The organism is Vitreoscilla filiformis, from assembly GCF_002222655.1.
GTDB classification, from domain to species: domain Bacteria; phylum Pseudomonadota; class Gammaproteobacteria; order Burkholderiales; family Burkholderiaceae_C; genus Ideonella; species Ideonella filiformis.
On sequence record NZ_CP022423.1, the window covers coordinates 1,381,707 to 1,403,392 of the forward strand.

Sequence of the window (21,686 nt, forward strand, 5' to 3'; positions counted from 1 at the left end):
GGGGTATTGGCGCCACGATGGGTGCCACGTTTGTCCTCTATGCTGACGACATGAAGATCGCTGCATTGCAAATGGTTTCCACCTTGGAGGTGGATCGCAATCTCGCCGCTGCGGCGGCCCTGGTGGCCGACGCTGCGGCGTCCGGTGCCCGCTTGGTGGCGTTGCCGGAATACTTCTGTTTCATGGGCCAGCGCGATGAGGACAAACTCGCCATCGCTGAAGCCGACGGCGCCGGCCCCATCCAAGACGCCTTGGCCACCTGGGCACAACGCCATGGCGTGTGGCTCATCGGGGGCACGGTGCCCATCCGCGCTGAAACGCCCCGGCGCGTGTACAACGCCTGCTGCGTCTGGGGCCCCACGGGCGAACGGGTGGCGCGCTACGACAAGATCCACCTCTTCGCCTTCGACAATGGCCGCGAACGCTACGACGAAGCCTGCGTGCTACAAGCCGGCCAAACGCCGGTGGTGTTCGAGGCCGAAGGGCACCGCGTGGGGCTGTCGGTGTGTTACGACCTGCGCTTTCCCGAGCTGTACCGCACCCTGGCCACCCCGGCCTGTGATGTGCTGGTGAATGTCGCGGCGTTCACCTACACCACCGGGCAAGCGCACTGGGATGTGCTGCTGCGGGCCCGGGCGATTGAGAACCAGTGTTACGTTTTGGCCAGTGCCCAAGGGGGGCGCCACGACAATGGGCGCCGCACCTGGGGCCACAGTCAGGTGATTGACCCGTGGGGTCAGGTGCAAGCGTGTGTGGAGGAAGGCGTCGGTGTGGCGCAGGCGGAGGTGGACGAAACACGGCTGCGGGCTGTGCGTCAACAACTGCCGGCGCTGGCGCATCGGCGACTGGGATGAAAGGAAACTCGGACATGGCATCTTCAATTTCGATCCGACGGCGCTTGGTGGTCAGCCAGACGCCCATCGCGGTGTTTTTTGCACTGCTGGCGCTGCTGATGGCTGGCGCCTATTACTTGGGCAACTGGCAACTGGCGCCCAAAGTGCAGCAAAGCGCCCAGGCGGCCAATCGGCTGCTGGAGGCGGTACAGCACATCCAGAACACGTCGTTGCAGGAAAAGGCGTTTTTTGCGCACCTGGACAACCCCGAGCAAAGCAGCCGCAACGCCCGCGCTTGGCTGACGGGGGCCGACAAGGTGCGTGGCACCCTGCAACGCATCGCCGTGGCCAAGGACGAGCAGCAAGTGCTGGCGCCGGAGGAAATGGCCGAGTTGGTGATCACCATGTCGGCAGCCGATGCGTATGTCGAGGCGGTGCAGGCGGTGATCGCTAAGACGGGCGTGCAACCCGCAGCCGCCGTGGCCGAAAGCGGGCCGCCACCTGGCGCGTTGCCCCCCGGTGCGCTGCCACCTGGTGCATTGCCGCCTGGTGCATTGCCGCCTGGCATGGCACCACCGCCAGACATGGCCCCGCCCGCCGGATTGCCATCGGGGCCGCCGCCCGAAGCGATGGGCCCACCGATCCCGCCTGAAGCGGCGTCGGCGCCGGTTGCCGCAGGGGCTGCGTTGCCCGAAGCGGCGGCTTCTGCGCCTGCTCAGCCGGTGCTGCCTCCGAACCTCGCAGAGTTGAACGACATGCTGCGCGGCGCCAAAGTGCAACTGGCCGAGCTGACGGTGGCGCTGTCCAACATGAGCAAGACCAAGGTGCAGCAAGCGCAGGTGATGGCCGAGGGCACCTGGCCTTTGCTGGAAATTGGGTTGGCCACGGGGTTGGGGCTGGCGCTGATTGGGTTGGGGTTGTCGCTGTGGGTGATGCTGGGGTTGCCGCGCCGGGTGGCGCGTGAAATCGCCCCGCTGACCCAGTTGGCGCAAGACATCAGCCGAGGCCACACCGAAATGCCGTTGCCGCCGGCCAACGTCCAAGAGCTGGAAGCGTTGAGCGAAGCTTTGGAGCAAGTGCGCAAAATCCAGCGTGCCGTGATGCTGCGCCAGCGTGCCGGGTTCTTCGGCACCGAGCAAGACAACGACAACCCTTGAGCCCATCGGCTCACCGGTGGCCCGCTGGGATCAGCGGGCCACTTTGAGAAACAGCTCGCGATCCGGCGAAAAATTCGCGTGCAGCGGCAGCAAAGCGCCGCCGATCGCCCGGGCATCCGAGCCGATCACGCCTGGCAGCACGGCGGGGCGCACCACGCCCTCCCAGCAATAACAGGCCAGGGCGTTGTCCAACGCCTGATGCAGCGCGCCCAGCGTGGCCCGGTCGAACGAGCCGTCGAGGATCACCCCATCCAGATCCAACAAACACGCCGCGCTGTTCACCGCCAAGGCGATGGCCGAAGCCGCCTCACCCAACCAAACATCGGTGTGCGCGGCCCACGGTGCTTGCAGTGCGCGGGCGTCCAGCGCTGCGCCCACGTCCAACCCGGCGGCGGCGTAACGCGCTTCCAGGGTCATCAACGAAGCCACACTCAGCAGTTGGGGCGGGGCGTTGTGGCCGCCCGCAGCGGCCAATCCCAGTGGCAGAGAACCGATGGCCCCTGCGTTGCCGTTCAAACCCGCACGCAAGTGGCTGTCGATCACCAACCCGCCGCCGATGAAGGTGTCCACGAACACGTACAGAAAACTCTTGAGGCTGCGCCCCCGCCCGGCCACCAGCTCGGCGACGCAGGCCGCCGCCGTGTCCTTGAGCAACTCGACCGGCAGGCCGGTGACACGCTCCGCCTCGGCGCGCAGGTCGCAGTGCTCCCAGCGTTCGGCCAGGGCCGGTGGAAAGTGCAGCAGGTTTTGCCAGCCGCCCATGGACAGTGGCATCGCCAGCCCCATGCCTTGCACCCGCGTCCAACCGTCTTCCCCCAGCCCTCGGCGCAGCGCCTGTACGCGCCGCTCGATCTCACCCAGCACCCGCTCCGGCTCGGGAAAATCGTAAGCACAACAAGAGCGCTGGCGCACTTGGCCGGCGAAGTCCACCAGCAGCACATCCAAGCTGCGCCGCCCGACCTTCACGCCGATGGCATACGCCCCATCCGGGTTCAGCCCCAGCGGCACCGATGGTTGCCCCACCTTGCCGCGCTGCGGCGTCCCTTTGCGCAGCAGCCCGTCATCGATCAGGCGCTTGGTGATCATCGACACGGTTTGCGCCGTCAAATGCGTCAACCGGGCGATTTCGGCGCCCGGCAACGCGCCATGCAGGCGGATGGCCTGCAACACCACACGCTCGTTGTACTGGCGCAAACCGCCCTGGCTGGAGCCACGCGGTTGCAGATGGGGCGCTTCCGCCGAAGGGGCGAAGGCCGTGGGGGCATCAAGGGACAAGGGCTTCTCCGAGCACGCCCTTCTTGAACAGGAAGTTGCCATACGGCTGCAACTCCCCTGTCAGCACGATGGCTTGGGCGCGACGGACGCGATCGTAAAACGCGAACCTCTCGGTGGCCTGGCATTGCACCGCTTGCGCGTGCCCTTCACGCGCCAGCATGTCGATGACGCTGCGTTGCTGCGCGCTTTGGTAACCCTCGGGCGTGCCGCACACCTGCATGTAGGCCACGGGTTGTGTCACCGCTGCATCCAGTGGCATCAGGCTGAGAACCGCTTGCGCCACACGCTCGACATTGGCACCCGGCAGATGCACCAACGGTTTGCTGCCGCCGCCCGGTTCCTGCGCCAAGGTTTTGGCGGTGAAGTTGGCATCGGCGATGATGATTTCGTCGCCGTGGCCCATCTCGGCCAAAATTTTCAGCAGCTCGGGGGTGAGCAGCGGGTCGATGCCTTTGAGCATGGCAACCTCCCAATCAGTGCGCCAGACACTCGGCGGGAATGTCTTCGGGGCGCATGGCGCCCGTCATGACGGCCACGGTGTCGCTCATGCCGATTTTTTTCGGATTGAGGACGGCGGCACGCTTGCCCAGCCGCGCCACATGGATGCGATCCGCGATCTCAAAAACGTGCGGCATGTTGTGGCTGATGAGGATCACCGCCAAACCCCGGTCGCGCACGCGGCGGATCAGCTCCAGCACCATGTTGCCTTCCTTGACGCCCAGCGCCGCCGTCGGTTCGTCGAGGATGACGACGTGTTCGGCAAATGCTGCCGCCCGCGCCACCGCCACGCATTGGCGCTGGCCGCCCGACAGCGTTTCCACCGCCTGCGTCATGCTGCGGATGCCGACTTTCAGGTCGTTCATGCGCTCGATGCTGACTTCCAGCATCTTTTTCTTGTCCAGCTTGCGGAACACCGAACCCATGATCCCCTCACAGCGCAGCTCGCGGCCGAGGAACAGGTTTTCGGCGATTGTCATCGCCGGGGCGACGGCCAAATCTTGGTAAACCGTCTCGATGCCGTGGCGCCGGGCATCGATGGGGCGCTTGAATTGCACCGGGCGACCGTCGATGCGAATCTCGCCCCCATCCGGCACGATGGCGCCCGACAACGCTTTGATGAGCGACGATTTGCCCGCGCCGTTGTCCCCAATCACCGCCAGGATTTCGCCGGCGCGCAGCTCAAAGTCCACCCCATCCAGCGCCGTGACTTGGCCGTAGCGCTTCACCAGGCCCTGGGCCTGCATCACGATGTGCGTCGTGGCCATGTCAGCGGCCTCCCTTGCGCGAAAGTTGATCCACCGTCACCGCCAGAATCACCAAGATCCCCGTGATCAGCACTTGGTATACCGAGGACACGCCCATCAGCGTCAATCCATTGCGCAGCACCCCGACCACGATGGCCCCCGCCAGCGACCCCAGCACCATGCCGCGACCGCCGAACAAACTCGTGCCACCCAGCACCACAGCGGTGATGGCGTCCAGGTTTTCGGTTTGGCCGGCGTTCGGGTCACCCACGCTGGTGCGGGCCACGCTCAACAGCGAGGCGATGCCGTAAAACACCCCGGCCAGCACGTACACGCCCAGCAGCACGCGCTCCGTCGGGATGCCCACCAAGCGCGTGGCTTCCGGGTTGTTGCCCACGGCGTAGACGTGGCGGCCCGAAGCGGTGTCGCGCAGCCAGTACCACACGCCCAGGTAGAGCAGCACCATCAGCACCGTGCCGTGGGCGATGGGCGTGCCGCCGATCTCGAAGGTATTGCCCAGCCAGGTCATGGCATCGGGCACGCCGGAGACGGTTTGTGATTCCGAATACAACTGGGTGACGGCGAAGGCCACGTTCATCGTGCCCAAGGTGACGATGAACGGCGGCAGTTTGATGCGCGTCACCAGCAGGCCGTTGATGAGGCCGAACAGCGTGGTCACGGCCACCCCGGCGAGGATGGCCAGCGGCGTTGGCAGGCCCAGCTCGGTGGCGAATTTGGTCATGACGATGCTGCCCAGCGCCATCAACATGCCGCAGGACAGGTCGATGCCCGCCGTCAAAATGATCAGCGTCTGGCCGATGGCGATGACGCCGACCACCATCACCTGTTGCAAGATCAGGGCGAAGTTGGCGCCGGTGAGGAAGTTGTCGGTCGTCAGGCCGAAGACGACGCAGGCCACGGCCAGGGCGATGAACGGCCCGAGTTGGCTCAGCGGCGGCAGCTTGTGTGCAGAAGTGTTCACGCGAAACATCCTTGAGGATGGGTCAAGGACGGAGGGCGCGGCAGCGTGGGCGCCACGCCCTCCCGAAAAGAAAACGCTCAGAGGGCGACGGGTTTACTTCTTGCCCCAGCACAGGTCGGTGCCGACCTTAACGCTTTGGCTGTCCACGCCCGGCACGGCCTTGGCGGCGATCAGGGCCACGCCGGTATCGACGTAGCCGCTGGCCTTCTTGCCGGTTTTGGCGTACTCGACGCCAGCGGCCACGCCCATCGCGGCCATCTTCAGCGGGTATTGCTGGCTGGTGGCGGCGATCACGCCCTTGCCGACGTTGGCCACGCCCTCACAGCCGCCGTCCACCGACACCACGATCACCTGATCGGCCTTGCCCGCCTTCTTCAGCGCGTTGTAGGCGCCAGCGGCTGCCGGCTCATTGATGGTGTAAACGACGTTGATGGCCGGGTCTTTTTGCAGGCAGTTTTCCATCGCCGTTTGGCCCTTGGCTTGGTTGCCATCGGTGTCGGCGGCGCAGACGGTTTCCGGGGTGGCGGACAGTTCGTTGCTCTTGGCATCGTTCGCCTTGAGCCCGAAACCGTTCATGAAACCGTTGTGGCGCTGGGCGCCCACCGGGTGGCCGGGGAACAGATCCAACATGGCGATCTTGGCCGGCTTGCCGCCCAGCGCCGCCTTGGCGTATTGGCCAATCAGGATGCCGGCCTTGTAGTTGTCCGTGGCGAACAGCGCGTCGGCGCCGTCAAACGGGCTGTCCAGGGCGATGATTTGCACGCCCTTGGCCTGGGCCTTCTTCACTGCCGGCAGGATGGCATCGCCGCTGGAGGTGATGAGGATGGTTTTGGCCCCCGCCGTCACCATGTTTTCGATGGCGGTGATTTGGGCTGCCGTGTCCCCGTCCTTCTTGCCCGAGGCGCTCATCAGCTTGGCGCCGAGTTTCTTGGCTTCGGCTTGCGCGCCTTCCTTCATCTTGACGAAGAAGGGGTTGGTTTCGGTCTTGGTGATCAGGCCGATGATGGGCTGATCGGCGGCAACCGCCGCAGCAGACATCGACAACAACGCAGCGGCAGCAGCGGCGGACAGGGCGGTCTTGAACATGGTGTCTCCAGGTTTCCAGGTCGTTGTGTGGGAAAGATCGACGGGACGGAACGGATTGTGCGCTCCGTCGATTTAATAAATCAAGTTGATTGATTTATGGAAAACCCGCATCACAAACGGAAGGCGAGCGGGCATCCTGCGCGCCATTGCGTGACGTTCTGGAGCTAAAAATCATGTTTGTCGTCTGTGGAGAAGCCCTGTTTGACGTGTTCGCCACCGGCACCACGCCCACCGGCCTGGGGTTGGATGCGCGCATCGGTGGTTCACCGTTCAATGTGGCCGTGGGCCTGAAACGCTTGGAGCAGCGCGTGGCCTTTATGGGGGGCGTGTCACGCGGGTTTTTGGGCGAGCGGCTACTGCAAGCCTTCCGCGACGAGGGGGTGGAAGAAACCTGCGTCCACCGGCTGGATGCGCCGACGACTTTGAGTTTGGTCGGGGTCGATGGGCACGGCGTGCCGTCCTACAGCTTTTACGGCGCTGGGTGTGCGGATCGGCTGCTGCCCCTGACTGCGCTGGACACCCTGCCAGCCGACACCCAGGCCATCCATTTCGGTTCTTACGCCATGGTGGTGGCACCCACCGCCGACGCCCAACGTGCTTTGGTGGCACGGGAGCACACCCACCGCGTCATCGCGTACGACCCGAACGTGCGCCTGAACGTCGAACCGAACCTCCAGGTTTGGCGCGACACGCTGGATTGGATGAGCCACCGCACCCACCTGCTCAAAGTGAGCGACGAAGATCTGGGCTTGCTGTACCCCGGCACCCCGCACGCCGAATTGGCAGCGCGCTGGCGGTCAGCGGGTGTGGCGATGGTGGTGATCACCCGAGGCGGTGACGGGGCCACCGGCTACGCTGCCGAGGGGGAAGTGCCGGTGGCGCCGGTTCAGGTCGAGGTGATCGACACCGTCGGCGCTGGGGACACCTTTCAAGCCGCCATGCTCACCGCGCTGGCCGAACGCGGTGTGTTGAGTGTGGCGGCGCTGCCGCACATCAGCGCCGAAGTGTGGCGGACGGTGCTGAGTTTTGCCGCACAGGCGGCGGCCATCACATGCAGCCGCCGGGGGGCGGATTTGCCGCGTCGGCACGAATTGGCTTGAGACTCACCCAGCACAGTCCTTTGTGCGGCCATCTGCGGCACAGCTTGTTCGATGTCCAGCGCATCGCACGGATCGACGATGGTCAGGCCGAGCAGCGCGCAGCACATCTTCACGTTCAGGTTTTCTTCGGTGATCACCTGATGGATGAAGTCGTAGGCGCAGCGCGTGCCGAACACCGCGTAGGTGGTGGCAAACGGCACCAGCCTGACCTTGGCCATGCCCCCGGCGGCGGCCATGAGCAGTTACTCGGCCATGTCCATCTGGTAGAAGCGGTGGGGGTAAGCCTGTGTGAAGAGGTGCAGGTCAGCACTCAGGCCGACGATCTCGGACCGCCCGGCTGCCAGCGCCACCAAAGCCTTGCCGAAGGGGGACGGTTACGCGTTGCCCTTCCGAGGTGATGGAAGCGATCTTGCGGGGTGCTGGCAGGATATAACGCCGTAGGGTGGTGGCTATTGCTGAGGTGACGACAGGCTCGCCACAGACTTTCTAGACCCCTTCCCGGGGTGCTCCGCCATGCTTCTACAGTTTCCCAGCGTCAGCGCCCGAAGTGCTGTTTGCGTTAAGCCATGCGGCGGACATTACACATATTTTCTCTCTGACCCTTCTGCAAGCGACTGAATACAAGGCACACCGGAAAAGTTTTTGGTCAAAATTACCCGATTCTCTCGATATCGAACGCTCGTGGCCCTTTTTGTTCCTCACGCAATATAAAACTTACCTGCGCCCCATCGAGCAAAATCTCTTCACCACTTGCGTCTGAACGGTAGAAAAAAACATCTTTTCCTTTAGATCGGCGGATGAAGCCGAAACCCTTCAGCGGATAGTAGCAACGAATGCTGCCAGAAACCCTGGAATCAGGCTCATTAGCCATAAATTGCCTCTTCCTTCTTCATTTTCGGGACGTGACTGCTAAGTCGAGCGTGAAGTTCCTTCGCTAGCTTTGGGTCAGTTCGGCTAACAATGTTCACTCTGTACCTGGCTTGATAAAAACGCTGAATATAAACCGCAGTCTCTCGGCTACGTAGCGGAGTTTTACAAACTGCCGCGACAATTTTCTGTGTTCGCTTTATTTCAATCGGCGAGTACAGTGGAGCGCACAAACGCAAAGCTACTCTGAAACGATTCGCTTCGCGATGCTTCAACTGAGACAGCATTGCCACACGACCAGAGGTTCGGTCATGTAGCTTGTGGAATTCGGGCGAAGTTCTTTCGACTTTTGATTCGCGGATGCAGCGACGAACTTCAGTGCGAATGCTAGCGCGCTCATCTCGCTTTACCCTCGGTTCACCGAGATTTAGCCAGAGTCCAGTCACCTCCATCAATTCCGCAGAGTTGTTCTTTGAAGTGACCTTCGTTTTTCGCCGTTTCGGTTTGAAGCCCTTGCATTTCAGCATTTCCGCTACTTGCACAACCAAAGATTCAATCCGTTTTTTCGCCAAGGGGTGCGGCGAAGAAATTGAAATATCATCGGTCAGGCGGCTGTAAATCAGCCCCTCATGGCGAAGATTGGATACAAGCCGATGTTCGATGTCGTGCAATGCAAGATTTGCAATGTAAGAACTTGTGCATGCGCCCTGAGGTACATGCCCGTCTTTAGTGCAAAGATCAGCCAACAAACTAGCCACTTCTTGCGGGAAACGGAATAGGTTCTTGAAGATGTTCAGAACTGCTTCCCTTTTAATGGAGGGGAAGAAGTTCTCAACATCCATTGCAACAATTACATGCGCCCTTGAGTGGCTCCGCGCATTCTGCACATAGTTGCGTTCCTTGATACTGCCGAATAGATAGCTCGGATACTGCACCCGCTCGAAAATATGTCGGTTGATTCGACGCTGGATGATCTTCAGTTCCTCAGTCGGCCCTGAGACAGTCCGGAAGCTGCCATCGCGCTTTGGGATGTCAAAGTCGCGGTAGTGGCCAGACACAGCGCCCGCGAGTGTGCGCAACTGTTGCGCGGAGAGCGAAAGCGAGCGTGCCAGTGCATCGACGGATGCAATCGGCGTTCCGTTAAAGATTGGTCGCATGGAAAGAAACAGACACCTACTTAACTGAACAGACCGATGATCCATTCAAGCAAAGATTTAGCGGAATCATATGCCCGGTAAAGGGTGTTGAAATCCGCGAGATAGCGAAGAGCACCGCGTGCAATTCCACCCCATTCAAGCTGAGTGAAACCGCTCTTTTTAGCGATGTTGCCATCGCAATTACACGAACTTGACTTATTGGGCTTGCGCTCCATAGTAATCTCCTAAAAGGTTTGGGTTTGGCCACACAAACTATTCGTGTGGTTCGCTCAACTTCGGAGATCGGTAGGAAATAACAACTCTTCGTGCTCAGGTGTCTGCACATTCGCTCAACAACGGTGTACACCGGTTGCGGTCTTCTCGCCCCCTGGAGAGAGGGCATCGCCGCAGTCGGGGCATCCGGGTCTAGCCTCGCACGCACGACCGAGCCTCTTGCGAGGCCAAGTAATGACAGGTAAGGCGCCTTTTTCAAGGCATAGACTTTCCTACCCAAGTTCGCAAATTTTCAAAGAACAGCAGATCGGACTTTCGCCCGAAGACGCCAAAAGACGTAGGCCGATATTAGCACGATGTGGCTGATGCTGCATCTGCGCGGGTTTGCGCAGGCCTGCCCGGAAATCACGCTCAATCTTTCAGCTGCACACGCGCCCAGCGACTTTGCGCTGGGCCAAGCCGACATCGACATCTGTTACGGCGTGCCGCACTGGCCCGACTTGGTGAAGGAGCCTTTATTCGAGGAGCACATCGTGCCGCTGGCCAGCCCCGCGTTCATCTGCGAGCATGGTCTCAAAAAACCTGAGCAGTTGTTGGAGCTGCCGCTCATCCAGAGCAATGTGAGCGTGGTGCAGTGGTCGGACTGGTTTGCCGCCTACACCTCACAGCGGGCGCCCGACCACTTTGCTGTGCGATTCGATCGGGCGCAGATGTCGCTGGATGCGGCCACACAAGGGCTGGGCGTGGCCTTGGAAAGCGCCACCATTGCCGGAGGCCACATCGCCTCGCGCCAGCTCAAACCGGTGTTTGGGCTGGACAAAGCCATCAAGGTGAAGGCCCATTTCGCGGTTTACCCCCTCGCCATGCCAAGCGGCCTGCGGTGGAAGCTTTTTTGGCTTGGTTGCATGGCGAGGCCGCTCAGCGCGCCGCGCCCACCACCCGGATCGCGTAGGCGTTGATCGGCCCGAACATCCACTTGCCGGCCACGCCGACGGTGGCTTTCTGGAACAAAGTTTTGTCCACCGTGCTGACCTGCATGCCTCGCGCTTTGAGGTCTTGCAGGTGTTGCGCTTCGGTTTCCTGGAAGCGGCGGCGCTGGAAGGCGGTGGCTTCGGTGGCCGCTTCCTGGACGGCCCGGCGATCCGCTTCGGGCAGGCGCTCCCAGGCGGTGCGCCGGATGATCAGCGGGCTCATCTGGAACTGGTGGCCGGTCAAACTCAGGTACTTCTGCACTTCGTAGAACTTGCTGGCGTGGATGTTGGCGATGGGGTTTTCCTGCCCATCCACCTTGCCTTGTTTCAGGGCGGCGTACAGGTCGGCGAAGCGCATTTGTCGCGGTTCGGCGCCGAGGGCTTGCATCACGTCGGTGAGCACGCCATCGGGGGGCACGCGCATGCGCAAATCGCCCAGATCACTGGGTTTGATGATGGGGTGTTTGTTGTTGGTCATGTGCCGGATGCCGTTGTCCCAGTAGCCCAGCACGACAAACCCTTGTGCAGCACTTTTCTCGGCCAGCTCTTTACCCAGCGGGCCGTCCAGCAGTTTGAAAGCCCGGGCCGAACTGCTGAACAGAAACGGCAGGCCATACGCTGCATACTCCGGCACCAGCGCCGCGATGGGCCCCTGGGAGTTGACCGACATGTCCAACGTGCCGGCCCGCAAGGCGGCCAGCATGGCCACATCGTCCCCCAACTGGGCGGAGTGCGCCACTTGCACCTCGATGCGCCCTTGGGTTTTGACCTTGACCGCCTCGGCAAATTTGACGGCAGCCTCATGGCGCGGGTTGCTCGGTGCGGCGCCGTGGCCCAGTGTGAGTTTGAGGGGTTGGGCCAGGGCGGAGTGGCAGGCTTGCAGTCCCAGCCACAGCCCGAGCGCCAACTTGAGCAGTGCGGTGCGCATGGGCGGTCTCCAGCAAGATCGGGTCGGGCCAGAGTACGCCATCCGACGTCGGGTGTCAGCCCAGCCAACCCCTGACGTCCGGTGCGCGTCGCGCTGCGTTCAGGTGCCGATCACCCCCCCATCTGTTTTGGTAATGACCACCGTGGCGGAACGTGGTCGGCCTTGGCCGTCCGGCCAGCGTGACACCTTCAAAGGTTGCGCTGGGTCGCTGCGCTCGCTGGTGGGTTCGCCGGGATGTTGGATGTTGATGAACATGGCGCGCAAATCCGGCGTGGTGCAGATGCCCGTGACTTCGCACCCATTCGGGCCGACCAAAAAGCGCCGCACTTCGCCCGTCTCTGGGTTGCAGGCCAGCATTTGGTTGTTGGGCAGATGGGCATAGTCCCCTTTGCCCAGCGTGAACGTCGAAACGTCGGTCTGGATCCACAGCACCCCGCGAGGATCGACCCACAAACCATCCGGGCTGCCAAATACATCCCCTTGGATGTTGCCTTGGGCTTCGTTGCGTGACAGTTGCCGGTCGCCGGCCAACATGAGGTGATCCCAGCGGAAGCGCTGGGCGGCCAAATCCCCTTGCTCGCGCCAGCGGATGATCTGGCCCATGGTGTTGTTCGCACGCGGGTTGGCCGCATCGACGCCGGGCTGACCCGGTTGGCCGCGCAAACTGTTGTTGGTCAGGGTGCAGTACACCGTTTGGGTGAGCGGATCGACGGCCGTCCATTCCGGGCGATCCATTTTGGTGGCGCCCAGCAGATCGCTGGCTTGGCGGGTTTTGATCAGCACCGTGCCTTGGCTGTCGAACCCGTTGGCGGCGGTGAGTGGCCCTTGGCCATGCACCAAGGGCAACCAATCGCCGGAGCCATCGGGGTTGAAACGGGCCACGTACAGCGTGCCGTGATCCAGAAGGTCGCGGTTGGCGGCGGCCCCGCCGGGGCGTACCGCGTCGCGGCTGACGAATTTGTAGAGGTATTCGAAACGGGCGTCTTCACCCATGTAGACCACCACGCGGCCATCGGCGGTTTGGGCCACTGTCGCGCCTTCGTGGGCGGCGCGGCCCAGGGCGGTGCGCTTGATGGGGGTGTGGGTTGGGTCGAGCGGGTCGATTTCCACCACCCAGCCAAAACGGTTGAACTCGTTGGGGTGCTGGCGGGCGTCGAACCGGGGTTCGAACTCGTGCCAGCGGTAGAAACTGCCGCCTTTTTTCAGGCCCCAGCGCTGTTGGTGGGCATCGGGCTGCGCGGGGCCTTCGAAGTAGTTGACGAAGTTTTCTTCGCAAGTGAGGTACGTGCCCCAGGGCGTTTGGCCATGGGCGCAGTTGTTGAACGTCCCCAGGACATGGCGCCCACTCGGATCGGCTGCCGTTTGCAGCAAGGGATGGCCAGCGGCGGGGCCGCTCAGGGTCATTGGTGTGCTGGCCGTGATGCGCCGTGCGAAGCGAGAGGGACGCACCACCTCCCAGCCTTGTGCGCCCGCCCGCACCTCGATCACCGAGACGCCATGGGCCGCCATCGATTTATGCACTTTCTCGGCGGACCATGTTTGCATGCCGTCGCTGTGCAGCAAGCCGTCATCGACATACTCGTGATTGAGGGCCAGCAGCCCGCGTTGGGCGCCGTCCAGCGGGAAGTAGGCCATGCCATCGTGGTGCATGCCGGCTTGCTGGGCTTGTTCGGCGGCGGTGTTGCTGGCGTCGGCGTGGAAGCTGGGCTGGCCAGTGGTCAAGCCGGTGGCGTCGCCCCAGCGGTACAGCACCTGGGCGCGGTAGCCCGCCGGGACGGTGACGCTGTCTTGTGCCTGCATGGTCACGCTGGCAAAACCGAGCTGGCGCGGTGCAGAGCCCAACACCGGGGATTGCGCACAGCCACTCAGCCCCAGCGAAGCCAGCCACGTTCCGCCCAGCGTGGCCAAACCGCCCTGCACAAAACGCCGCCGCGCCAAACCACTGACCCCGTGGATGCTGGGATTGGTGCTGCGGTTGGAGTCTTCGAGGGGAGGGCGTTGCAAGGGGGTTGGCATGGGAGGCTCCTGTGTGTTGCTGCTATTTGGAATGAATCGAACCGTTCATCATCTCTTTGGCTTGTGACACGCCAATAAAAACCCCGTGGCTCCCCCTTGAAGTGAACTTGCTGGGGCGTGTGCATCGCCGCACATGACCCTTGCCAACTTGCATACCGGGAACGCCCGTCGGGCCGCGATACTGCCGCCCCACCATGCAAGCCATCCTCGCCGTTACGTTGCCGTTTTTCACTTTGGTGCTGTTGGGGTGGTTCGCTGCACGGCGAGGGTGGTTGCCGGAGTCGGCGGTGCCGGGGTTGAACAGTTTTGTGCTGTTTTTCGCGCTGCCGGCCCTGCTGCTGCGCTTTGGCATGAGCACGCCGGTGATGGAATTGCTCAATCCTGTTGTGCTGGGGGTGTATCTGCTGGCGGGGGCTGCGATCGTGGCCCTCACGGTCGCCCTGACATGGCGTGAGCCTCAATGTGCGCTGAAAGATGCGTCGTTTGGTGCGCTGGTGGCAGCATTTCCCAACTCGGGTTTCATGGGCGTGCCGCTGTTGGTGACGCTGCTGGGGCCTGCGGCGGCGGGGCCTGTCATCTGCACGGTGTTGGCGGACATGATCATCACCACGTCGGTGTGTGTGGGTTTGGCCGAATCACGCGGGCCGGTGCAGCCGGGGCAGCTTGCCCGAGATCATGGCCCCCGGGCGGCGGCTTTGAAGGCGTTGCGGGGGGCGCTGTCCAATCCGTTGCCGTGGTCGATTGCGGTGGGGGTGGGGATGGGTTGGCAGGGCTGGGTGTTGCCGGGGCCTTTGTGGCGTGTGGTGCAGTTGCTGGCGGACGCTGCGACGCCGGTGGCGTTGTTCACCATTGGGGCGGTGTTGTGGCGTTCTGGGTCGGCGGCGCGGGCCAGTGGGCGTCGTGCGGCGCTGGGCAGTTATGTGCCGGTGGCGTTGATCAAGCTGATCGTGCATCCCTTGGCGGTGGGTGGTTTGGGATGGTGGGCGCAGCGCCAGGGCCTGCCGCTCAGCCCGTTGCAGTGGATGGCGCTGACTTTGGTGGCGGCGCTGCCGAGTGCCAGCAATGTTTCGCTGCTGGCCGAACGCTACGGGGCTGACAACGGGCGCATCGCCCGCATCATTTTGGCCAGCACAGTGCTGGCGTTTGGCAGTTTTTCTGCGCTGGCGTGGTGGTTGGGTGTGCAGCCCACGGCGCCAGATGGCGCCCCTCTCCCCAACCCCTCTCCTACAAGGGGCGAGGGGCGTTGAAGGCGGGCTGTCTTCCCGCTGTGCCCAGCGTTTCCAGCCCCCACCGCCATCGCTCAATCGGTGCCGGGCGGCTGGGTGTCCATCCACGCACGGGCCGAGCGCAGATGCTCAGGCACCGGGGTTTTGTAACGCTGGTTGCGCCCCAGGGCTTCGTGGGTTTCGATCTTCACGAACAGCTCCGCCAATTTGCCTTGCAACCGCACCGAAGCCAGGTGGTAATCCGTGTTGAGAATTTGCTTGGCCTGTTCGCTGTGGCCCATCTGGGCGGCGTACAGCACCTGGGCCGCCAGGTAGTGGAAGCGCGAGTGCGCCGAGGTCAAAGCATTGAGCAAGGGGTCGGTGCCATGCAAGCGCCGTCCTGGGCCTTGCAGCCATTGGCCTAAATCGCACAAATCGTCGCGGGCGACCTGCCGGGCCGACAAACGCTCCTTGGTCGGCTTGTCGATCAAGGCCGTCAGCCGGCCGCGCCACGCCTGGTGAACACGGATGGCAGCGACAAAATCCAACCCCCCAGCGGCTTCCTTGGCGTTGGCCTCGTCCTCCTCGTTTTCGGCATGGAGTTGGGCCAGATCCTGCATCAAGCGACTGTCCTGCATCAGCATGGTCGTCGGGCCGTTGGTGTCCATGCGACTGGTGGTGGCGAAGTCGGAGGAGAGCGCGGAGCGCGAAGGGCGTCCGACTTTGGTGCGCAGCCAGTCCCAGAGTTTCATGCGCGTGTCCTGATGATGCAAAAGGTAAAGAAGGGCGAAGGGGCCAGTCGCCTTCCCGGGCGACGATACACCAAGCACTTCGCGTTCTTAGCAAGTCGATGGCCAGCACGGCCAGGCGGGTTTCCAGGTGAAATTTGACAAAAAACTAGGGGGGTGTGAACCCGACAGAAACTTGTGTTGAAACAGCCTCACGTCAGCCCGGCCTCCCCACAATCGTCCGTTTGCCCGGCCGACAGGACAACAGCAATTCAACCAGGGGACAGCCGCCGTGCCTTCCGCATTCAATTTCAACAGTTCACCCTTTGATTGCCTCACCAGCGACGAGCGCCAACTCGTGCGCGACAACATCGACATCGCCTATTTCCGCGAAGGGGACGTGATTCTGGAGCCTGGCGTGGCTCCGACGCATCTTTTTGTGGTCATCAAGGGCGTGGTGCGTCAGATGGACGGCGACGAATTGGTCGTCACCTACGGGCCCGAGGACAGTTTCGATGGCCGGGCACTGGTGTCGGGCAAAGTGTCGGGGCGATTTGTCGCTGCCGAGGAAGTGCTGGCCTACGAACTCAAGCGCGAGGCCGTCAACGAGCTGATTTCCAGCAATGCCACGTTCGGGGCGTTGCTGTTTGCGGATTTGTCGAACAAGCTCAGCGCCCTGTCCCAGCGTGGAAGCCAGCATGAGATGCAATCCATCACGCTGGCGCGGGTGCAGCAAGCCACCGTGCGGCCCGTGCGCGAGGTGGACGCGACGTTGGACATCGTCAGCGTTGCCCGCCTGTTCCAGACGCAGCGCATCAACCACGTCCTGGTGCGCGATGCGGCCAGCGATCCGCCTCGCTTGGGGCTGTTTTCCACCACGGGTTTGCAAGCGGCCATCCTGCATGGCACCCCACTGGATCGGCTCACCGTGGGCGAGCTGGCCACCTACCAATTGGTGAGCGTGCGGCCCGAAGACTATCTGTTTGACGCGCTGGCCACCATGATTCGCCATCGCGTGCGCCGGGTGGTGGTGGTGCAGGAGCAGCGCATTTCCGGCACGCTGGATCAGCTCGATTTGCTGGGGTTCTTGTCCAATCACTCGTACCTGATCACGCGCCAAATCCAGGATGCGGAGGATTTGTCCACCCTCAAAGAAGCCGCGCAACAGATCACGGATCTCATTGCGCTGCTGCACAGGGGCGGCACCCAGGTCCGCATGATCGCCCGGTTGGTACAGGAACTGAACGCCCAACTGTTCGAGCGCACCTGGCAGTTGGTGGCGCCTCACGCCTTGGTGGCCAACTCGTGCCTGTTCGTCATGGGCAGCGAGGGGCGGGGAGAGCAGTTGCTCAAAACCGACCAAGACAACGGGCTGGTGTGGCGCGATGGCTACGAGCCTCCCGCCAACCTGGCCGAAATTTGCCAGCGCTTTTCGGATGCGCTCACCGATTTTGGTTACCCTGAATGCCCCGGGCGCATCATGATCAGCAACCCCGAGTGGCGCCAGAGCGCGGGGGATTTTGGCCAAACCGTGCGGCGCTGGCTGCTCATGCCATCGGCGGAGAGCTTGATGGCCCTGGCCATTTTCATTGACGCCCATGCCGTGTGCGGGGACGCCAATTTGCTCGAAGGGGTGCGCGACGAGGTCTTCAATCTGCTGATGGACAACGACGCGCTGATGGCCCGCTTTGCCGGCTCGATCAATGCGTTCGACATGGCGTCGGGCTGGTGGAACCGGCTGCTGTCCCTGGGCGATGACAACCTGCTGGACTTGAAGAAAGCCGGCACCTTCCCACTGGTGCATGGCGTGCGCAGTTTGGCGCTGGCGCATCGCATCAACGCCACCAGCACCGTGGCGCGCATCGAAGCCCTGGCCGTGGCCGAGCGCCTGCCCGCCGACCTGGCCGGCGAGCTGCTGGACAGCCTGCACTTTTTCATGGGCCTCAAGCTCAAAGTCGGCCTGGCTGCTTTGGCGCGGGGCGAAAAACCTGGCGGCATCGCCATGGACCAACTCAGCAGCCTCGACCGCGACTTGCTCAAAGACGCGCTGGGGGTGGTCAAGCGCTTCAAAAACATGCTGTACCAGCGTTTCCGTCTGGACATGCTTTGAACCGTTTTGCTTCCTGATCCCCAGGCCTCGCCATGACCCAGCCCCGTTCCTCACTCTTGTTGGCCCCTCCACCGCTGTGGCAGCGCCCCTGGCTCTCGCTCAAGCGGGAGTGGATGCTCTACCACTTGGGGGATCAGCGCTTTCGCTTCATGTACGACCCGCCCCCGGACGACGAATGGGTGTCCGTGGACTGCGAAACCACGGGCCTGAACCCGCGCACCGACCAGATCATTTCCATCGGTGCTGTGCGCATCAAAGGCCATCGGGTGATGACCAGCGAGCGCTTGAGCCTGTTGGTCAAGCCGGACAAAGCGATCTCCGCCGAGGCCGTCAAGATCCACGGGCTGCGCGAACGCGATGTCGCCAACGGGCTGGAACCCGACGAAGCCATGCGCCAGTTGCTGCATTTCATTGGCTCGCGTCCGCTGGTGGGGTATTACTTGGAGTTCGACGTCGCGCTGATCAACCGGGCCATTTTTCCGATGCTGGGGGTGTTCCTGCCGCAGCCGAAGGTGGAGATTTCCGCGCTCTACTACGGATGGAAGCAGCGCAACCTGCGCGTCTACGAACACGGTGCCAGTATTGATCTACGTCTAGCGACGCTGATGTCGGACCTCCAGTTGCCCACGCGCCATGCTCACGACGCGGTTAACGATGCCATCATGGCGGCCTTGGCCTTCGTCAAGCTGCGGCGCCTGTTGGAGACTCCGTCGGACAAGGCCGTGTGAGTCACAGAAAGAGCGGCAATGGGCATGATCAAATGGTTGCGGGCCAAAGCGGCCCGGGCGCGTCGGCACGGCGACAGCGCGGCCAAGGCAGTGGAAACGACGGCCAGCGAACTCGGAGCTGGTTCCACGTTGAATCCCCACGATCATGAGGACGATCTGCCCGATGGGGAGGCCCAGGCCGGTGGGCTGGACTTTGTGGCCGCGATTCGCGCCCACCAAGCTTGGAAGGGGCGCCTGCTGGGTTACGTCCAAGGCCAGAGCACCGAAACCTTCGATGCCGCTGAGGTGGCGCGTGATGATGTGTGCGTATTGGGCCACTGGTTGCATGGCCCGGGCTGCCAAGTGTTGGAAGATCCCGCGCTGCTGCCGGAGCTGAAGGCCGCGCACGCGCAGTTCCACCAGTTGGCTGGGCAGATCGTGCAGGCCATGCAGGCGGGGGACGTCGCCACCGCCCAGCACCTCATGGCGACCGATTACCACCGCGTGTCGGTGCGGATGCAAGGCAAGTTGGCCGAGCTGTTTCTCATCGCGGCGCCCCCCGAATCCACCTCTGCCACCGCTTGATCTGGTTCCCTTAGGTGCGTTCCGCTTGGCGAGCGCGGCGTTTGCGGGCAGCGCGTGACAGCAGTGGCACCACCACCCGAGGTGAACGCAGCCGCTGGCGGCGAGCCAAGGCGATCAGGCGCTCGGTTTCTTCGGCGGCGCTCAGGAACGGAGCGTAGGCTTTGTCCGCGCCCATGATGTGCTGAATCAGCCATTCCTTGAGCAGTGAGACCACCTCGCCGCCTTGGGAGCGTCCAGCCTCGTGGTCGGTGAGCATGTGCATCACGCGGCGGGTGAACTGGTCATGCAGGGCCTTGTGGGCCTGGGCATGGGGATAACGGTAGCGTTCGAACAGCACTTCTTCGGCAACGAAGTGGTTCACCGTGTAGTCCATCAGCCCTTCCAGCACCTGGCCTATCAGGGCCCGGTCGGGTTCGTGCGTGGCCAGTTCGGTGTGCAGGGCGTTCAGGGTGTCCACCAGCCAGTGGTGCTGGGCGTCAATGGCCGGTAGACCCAGCGAGAGGTCACGGCTCCAGGGCATGAAGATCATGGCGAAATCCTCGTGAGGGGGGTTTTGCTTCAGTGACCGGACTTGTACGTGGCGATCGCGGCCCCGGATTTGACGCGGGTCAGCCTGGGAGTGTCACCCCCCAAAACGGCACCCGATGGCTTTAGAACGCGGTGTAGCGCCCCGGCTTGTGGTTGACCGCCAGTGCAAAGTTCATCGCCCCCGCAGCGAGCAGGGACAGCGCCAACTGCCGCCAGCTTAACCACGGGGACGCAGCCAGCAAAATGCTGGCATCGATCAGCAGTTGCACCACGCCGGCCCGCCAGCCAAAGCGCTCTTGGCACCAGAGCACCAGCACGTTCAACCCCCCGACGCTGGCCCGATGGCGGAACAAGATGATGAAACCCGTCCCCACCAACAAGCCACCTGCCACGCTGGAGAACACCGGCTCGATGGCTTGCAGGTGCAGCCCCAGCCGCAGGTTTTCGGTCAGCAGCGTCAGCAGCCCGACGGCGGCCATGGTTTTGAGCGTGAAATGTCGCCCCATGCGCTGCCACGCCAGCACGTAAAACGGCAGGTTGATGAGGAAGAACATCGGCCCGAACGGTTCACCAGTGGCGTAGTGCGCCAGCAGCGCCAAGCCGACGGTGCCGCCCGTCATCAACCCCAGGCTCTTGAACAGCGCCAAGCCCAGGCTGATGAACAGCGTGCCGGTGATCAGCGCTTGCACGTCCTCGAACGTGCTGTGGCGTTGCACGTCAGCGGACACGGGGCTTCACCAGGCTGGCGGCCAGCTTGGCTTGGCTGCGGGCGACTTCGACATCGGCGTCATGCACCAGCGCCACGCCCATGCGGCGCTTGACGAAACTTTCCGGCTTGCCAAACAAGCGCACCTCGGAGTTGGGCACCGCCAAAGCGGCTTCCACCCCGTCGAACACCACGCCGGTGGCATCGACCCCGCCATAAATCACCGCACTGGCCCCTGGGCTCTTGAGGGCTGTACTCACCGGCAGGCCCAAGATGGCGCGGGCGTGCAGCTCGAACTCGTTTTGCCATTGGGTGATCATCGTCACCATGCCGGTGTCGTGCGGGCGCGGGCTGACTTCGCTGAACCACACCCGATCGCCCTTGACGAACAGTTCCACGCCGAACAGACCTTGGCCGCCCAGGTCGTCCGTCACCGCCTTGGCGATGCGTTGGGCTTCGGCTTGCGCCGCAGGGCTCATCGGGTGCGGCTGCCAGCTTTCGACATAGTCGCCGCTCACCTGCACGTGGCCAATGGGGGCGCAGAAGTGGGTTTGCACGCTGCCGTGGGTGTCCAGAGCGCGCACGGTCAGCAGGGTGATTTCGTAATCGAAATCGATGAACCCTTCCACGATGACGCGGCCATGGCTGACGCGGCCACCGGCCATGGCGTAGTCCCAGGCTTTTTGCACATCGGCGGGCCCGTCGATTTTGCTTTGGCCCTTGCCCGAACTGCTCATCACTGGTTTGACGATGCAGGGATACCCGATGCCCCCGTCGATGGCGGCTTGCAGCTCGGCCAGCGTGTCGCAAAACTGGTAGGGGCTGGTGGGCAGGCCCAGCGTTTCGGCAGCCAAGCGGCGGATGCCTTCACGATCCATGGTCAGCCGGGCGGCGCGGGCCGTCGGGATGACGCGCACGCGGCCTTCGGCTTCCAGCGCTTGCAGCTCGGGGGTGGCGATGGCCTCGATTTCCGGCACCACCAGATCGGGCCGTTCGGCTTCGATGAGCGCCCGCAAGGCGGTCGGGTCGCTCATGGTGATGGTGCGGGCGTGGTGGGCGACTTGCTGGCCCGGGGCGTTGTCGTAGCGATCCACCGCGATGGTTTCAACACCCAGGCGTTGCAGGGCGATCAGCACTTCTTTGCCCAATTCGCCTGAGCCCAGGAGCATCACGCGGGTGGCTGAAGGCGACAGGGGAGTTCCAAGTGTCGTCATGATGAGAAATTCCGCAAATCAGAGGGCGTGAATTGTCCCCTTGTGGACGTCGGGCCTGCATCGAGATGCCCCTG

At 63.0% G+C, this 21,686-nt stretch carries 22 protein-coding genes; 9 read left to right on the forward strand and 13 right to left on the reverse strand.

Annotated features, from left to right (window positions below):
* Window positions 1–50 precede the first annotated feature (50 nt).
* Together VITFI_RS06535 and VITFI_RS17860 are read left to right on the forward strand one after the other, a co-directional pair.
* Window positions 51–854, forward strand: a complete 804-nt coding sequence (locus VITFI_RS06535) for a carbon-nitrogen hydrolase family protein (RefSeq protein ID WP_089418000.1) — start codon at window positions 51–53, stop codon at window positions 852–854.
* Window positions 855–868: 14 nt separating this feature from the next.
* Window positions 869–1,990 carry a hypothetical protein gene (locus VITFI_RS17860; protein WP_157725583.1) on the forward strand — a complete coding sequence of 374 codons (1,122 nt, stop codon included), beginning with the start codon at window positions 869–871 and terminating at the stop codon, window positions 1,988–1,990.
* A 30-nt stretch (window positions 1,991–2,020) separates the two neighbouring features.
* Here VITFI_RS17860 and VITFI_RS06550 read toward each other — a convergent pair whose 3' ends face one another.
* From VITFI_RS06550 to VITFI_RS06570, 5 genes are all read right to left on the reverse strand, one after another.
* Window positions 2,021–3,265: an ROK family transcriptional regulator gene (locus VITFI_RS06550; protein ID WP_232476676.1), complete on the reverse strand. Its 1,245-nt coding sequence runs from the start codon at window positions 3,263–3,265 to the stop codon at window positions 2,021–2,023.
* Window positions 3,255–3,725 carry an RbsD/FucU family protein gene (locus VITFI_RS06555; RefSeq protein ID WP_089416296.1) on the reverse strand — a complete coding sequence of 157 codons (471 nt, stop codon included), beginning with the start codon at window positions 3,723–3,725 and terminating at the stop codon, window positions 3,255–3,257. Before VITFI_RS06555 ends, VITFI_RS06550 begins: the two co-directional genes overlap by 11 nt.
* Window positions 3,726–3,738: 13 nt before the next feature.
* Window positions 3,739–4,530, reverse strand: coding sequence for an ATP-binding cassette domain-containing protein (locus VITFI_RS06560; RefSeq protein WP_089416297.1), 792 nt, complete (start codon window positions 4,528–4,530; stop codon window positions 3,739–3,741).
* Window position 4,531: 1 nt separating this feature from the next.
* Window positions 4,532–5,491 carry an ABC transporter permease gene (locus VITFI_RS06565; RefSeq protein WP_232476677.1) on the reverse strand — a complete coding sequence of 320 codons (960 nt, stop codon included), beginning with the start codon at window positions 5,489–5,491 and terminating at the stop codon, window positions 4,532–4,534.
* Between the two features lie 93 nt (window positions 5,492–5,584).
* On the reverse strand, window positions 5,585–6,577 hold the full coding sequence (locus tag VITFI_RS06570) for a sugar ABC transporter substrate-binding protein (RefSeq protein WP_089416299.1): 993 nt from the start codon (window positions 6,575–6,577) through the stop codon (window positions 5,585–5,587).
* Window positions 6,578–6,750: 173 nt separating this feature from the next.
* On the opposite strand from VITFI_RS06570, the gene VITFI_RS06575 reads away from it, so the two are divergent.
* Entirely contained in the window at window positions 6,751–7,677 is a 927-nt protein-coding gene (locus VITFI_RS06575; RefSeq protein WP_089416300.1) for a carbohydrate kinase family protein, read from the forward strand.
* On the forward strand, window positions 7,674–8,075 hold the full coding sequence (locus VITFI_RS18170) for a hypothetical protein (protein WP_198301650.1): 402 nt from the start codon (window positions 7,674–7,676) through the stop codon (window positions 8,073–8,075). The genes VITFI_RS06575 and VITFI_RS18170 overlap by 4 nt, the downstream gene beginning before the upstream one ends.
* A 254-nt stretch (window positions 8,076–8,329) precedes the next feature.
* On the opposite strand, the gene VITFI_RS18885 is transcribed toward VITFI_RS18170, so the two are convergent.
* Both VITFI_RS18885 and VITFI_RS06590 read right to left on the reverse strand, forming a co-directional pair.
* Window positions 8,330–8,548, reverse strand: a complete 219-nt coding sequence (locus VITFI_RS18885; RefSeq protein ID WP_089416301.1) for a retron Se72 family effector protein — start codon at window positions 8,546–8,548, stop codon at window positions 8,330–8,332.
* Window positions 8,541–9,701, reverse strand: a complete 1,161-nt coding sequence (locus VITFI_RS06590; RefSeq protein WP_157725584.1) for a reverse transcriptase family protein — start codon at window positions 9,699–9,701, stop codon at window positions 8,541–8,543. The genes VITFI_RS18885 and VITFI_RS06590 overlap by 8 nt, the downstream gene beginning before the upstream one ends.
* A gap of 569 nt (window positions 9,702–10,270) precedes the next feature.
* Here VITFI_RS06590 and VITFI_RS06595 point away from each other — a divergent pair.
* Window positions 10,271–10,873: a LysR substrate-binding domain-containing protein gene (locus VITFI_RS06595; RefSeq protein WP_269768745.1), complete on the forward strand. Its 603-nt coding sequence runs from the start codon at window positions 10,271–10,273 to the stop codon at window positions 10,871–10,873.
* Here VITFI_RS06595 and VITFI_RS06600 read toward each other — a convergent pair.
* Together VITFI_RS06600 and VITFI_RS06605 are read right to left on the reverse strand one after the other, a co-directional pair.
* The gene (locus VITFI_RS06600) at window positions 10,833–11,813 is read right to left on the reverse strand and encodes a TRAP transporter substrate-binding protein (protein WP_089416303.1); all 981 of its coding nucleotides are present in this window, start codon (window positions 11,811–11,813) and stop codon (window positions 10,833–10,835) included. The two genes, VITFI_RS06595 and VITFI_RS06600, sit on opposite strands and share 41 nt — an antisense overlap.
* A 99-nt stretch (window positions 11,814–11,912) precedes the next feature.
* Complete coding sequence (locus VITFI_RS06605; RefSeq protein ID WP_089416304.1) at window positions 11,913–13,829, reverse strand: PhoX family protein; 1,917 nt, start codon at window positions 13,827–13,829, stop codon at window positions 11,913–11,915.
* A 194-nt stretch (window positions 13,830–14,023) separates the two neighbouring features.
* Between VITFI_RS06605 and VITFI_RS06610 the strand changes: the two genes are divergently transcribed.
* Window positions 14,024–15,076, forward strand: a complete 1,053-nt coding sequence (locus tag VITFI_RS06610) for an AEC family transporter (protein WP_089416305.1) — start codon at window positions 14,024–14,026, stop codon at window positions 15,074–15,076.
* Window positions 15,077–15,129: 53 nt separating this feature from the next.
* On the opposite strand, the gene VITFI_RS06615 is transcribed toward VITFI_RS06610, so the two are convergent.
* Complete coding sequence (locus VITFI_RS06615; protein WP_089416306.1) at window positions 15,130–15,786, reverse strand: CZB domain-containing protein; 657 nt, start codon at window positions 15,784–15,786, stop codon at window positions 15,130–15,132.
* A gap of 268 nt (window positions 15,787–16,054) precedes the next feature.
* Here VITFI_RS06615 and VITFI_RS06620 point away from each other — a divergent pair, with 268 nt between their 5' ends.
* The 3 genes from VITFI_RS06620 to VITFI_RS06630 are packed head-to-tail and all read left to right on the forward strand — an operon-like array spanning window position 16,055 to window position 19,164.
* A complete protein-coding gene (locus VITFI_RS06620; RefSeq protein WP_089416307.1) occupies window positions 16,055–17,872 on the forward strand; it encodes a DUF294 nucleotidyltransferase-like domain-containing protein in 1,818 nt (605 codons plus the stop codon).
* A gap of 32 nt (window positions 17,873–17,904) precedes the next feature.
* On the forward strand, window positions 17,905–18,600 hold the full coding sequence (locus VITFI_RS06625; protein WP_089416308.1) for a 3'-5' exonuclease: 696 nt from the start codon (window positions 17,905–17,907) through the stop codon (window positions 18,598–18,600).
* Window positions 18,601–18,618: 18 nt separating this feature from the next.
* Complete coding sequence (locus VITFI_RS06630; protein WP_089416309.1) at window positions 18,619–19,164, forward strand: CZB domain-containing protein; 546 nt, start codon at window positions 18,619–18,621, stop codon at window positions 19,162–19,164.
* A 10-nt stretch (window positions 19,165–19,174) separates the two neighbouring features.
* Here the strand turns inward: VITFI_RS06630 and VITFI_RS06635 are convergent, their stop codons facing one another.
* From VITFI_RS06635 to purT, 3 genes are all read right to left on the reverse strand, one after another.
* On the reverse strand, window positions 19,175–19,693 hold the full coding sequence (locus VITFI_RS06635; RefSeq protein ID WP_089416310.1) for a bacteriohemerythrin: 519 nt from the start codon (window positions 19,691–19,693) through the stop codon (window positions 19,175–19,177).
* Window positions 19,694–19,814: 121 nt separating this feature from the next.
* A complete protein-coding gene (locus VITFI_RS06640; protein ID WP_089416311.1) occupies window positions 19,815–20,420 on the reverse strand; it encodes a YitT family protein in 606 nt (201 codons plus the stop codon).
* Window positions 20,410–21,612, reverse strand: a complete 1,203-nt coding sequence (gene purT / locus VITFI_RS06645; protein ID WP_089416312.1) for a formate-dependent phosphoribosylglycinamide formyltransferase — start codon at window positions 21,610–21,612, stop codon at window positions 20,410–20,412. The genes VITFI_RS06640 and purT overlap by 11 nt, the downstream gene beginning before the upstream one ends.
* Window positions 21,613–21,686: the final 74 nt, after the last annotated feature.

Excerpts from the sequence above, each read along its gene's own strand:
- VITFI_RS06610 (WP_089416305.1), top strand. The coding sequence starts at position 14,024 with ATGCAAGCCATCCTCGCCGTTACGTTGCCGTTTTTCACTTTGGTGCTG.
- VITFI_RS06595 (WP_269768745.1), top strand. The coding sequence starts at position 10,271 with ATGTGGCTGATGCTGCATCTGCGCGGGTTTGCGCAGGCCTGCCCGGAA.
- VITFI_RS17860 (WP_157725583.1), top strand. The coding sequence starts at position 869 with ATGGCATCTTCAATTTCGATCCGACGGCGCTTGGTGGTCAGCCAGACG.
- VITFI_RS06590 (WP_157725584.1), bottom strand. The coding sequence starts at position 9,701 with ATGCGACCAATCTTTAACGGAACGCCGATTGCATCCGTCGATGCACTG.
- VITFI_RS06625 (WP_089416308.1), top strand. The coding sequence starts at position 17,905 with ATGACCCAGCCCCGTTCCTCACTCTTGTTGGCCCCTCCACCGCTGTGG.
- VITFI_RS06570 (WP_089416299.1), bottom strand. The coding sequence starts at position 6,577 with ATGTTCAAGACCGCCCTGTCCGCCGCTGCTGCCGCTGCGTTGTTGTCG.
- VITFI_RS06615 (WP_089416306.1), bottom strand. The coding sequence starts at position 15,786 with ATGAAACTCTGGGACTGGCTGCGCACCAAAGTCGGACGCCCTTCGCGC.
- VITFI_RS06605 (WP_089416304.1), bottom strand. The coding sequence starts at position 13,829 with ATGCCAACCCCCTTGCAACGCCCTCCCCTCGAAGACTCCAACCGCAGC.
- VITFI_RS06555 (WP_089416296.1), bottom strand. The coding sequence starts at position 3,725 with ATGCTCAAAGGCATCGACCCGCTGCTCACCCCCGAGCTGCTGAAAATT.
- VITFI_RS06535 (WP_089418000.1), top strand. The coding sequence starts at position 51 with ATGAAGATCGCTGCATTGCAAATGGTTTCCACCTTGGAGGTGGATCGC.
- VITFI_RS06600 (WP_089416303.1), bottom strand. The coding sequence starts at position 11,813 with ATGCGCACCGCACTGCTCAAGTTGGCGCTCGGGCTGTGGCTGGGACTG.
- VITFI_RS18885 (WP_089416301.1), bottom strand. The coding sequence starts at position 8,548 with ATGGCTAATGAGCCTGATTCCAGGGTTTCTGGCAGCATTCGTTGCTAC.
- VITFI_RS06575 (WP_089416300.1), top strand. The coding sequence starts at position 6,751 with ATGTTTGTCGTCTGTGGAGAAGCCCTGTTTGACGTGTTCGCCACCGGC.
- VITFI_RS06635 (WP_089416310.1), bottom strand. The coding sequence starts at position 19,693 with ATGATCTTCATGCCCTGGAGCCGTGACCTCTCGCTGGGTCTACCGGCC.
- VITFI_RS06560 (WP_089416297.1), bottom strand. The coding sequence starts at position 4,530 with ATGGCCACGACGCACATCGTGATGCAGGCCCAGGGCCTGGTGAAGCGC.
- purT (WP_089416312.1), bottom strand. The coding sequence starts at position 21,612 with ATGACGACACTTGGAACTCCCCTGTCGCCTTCAGCCACCCGCGTGATG.
- VITFI_RS06630 (WP_089416309.1), top strand. The coding sequence starts at position 18,619 with ATGGGCATGATCAAATGGTTGCGGGCCAAAGCGGCCCGGGCGCGTCGG.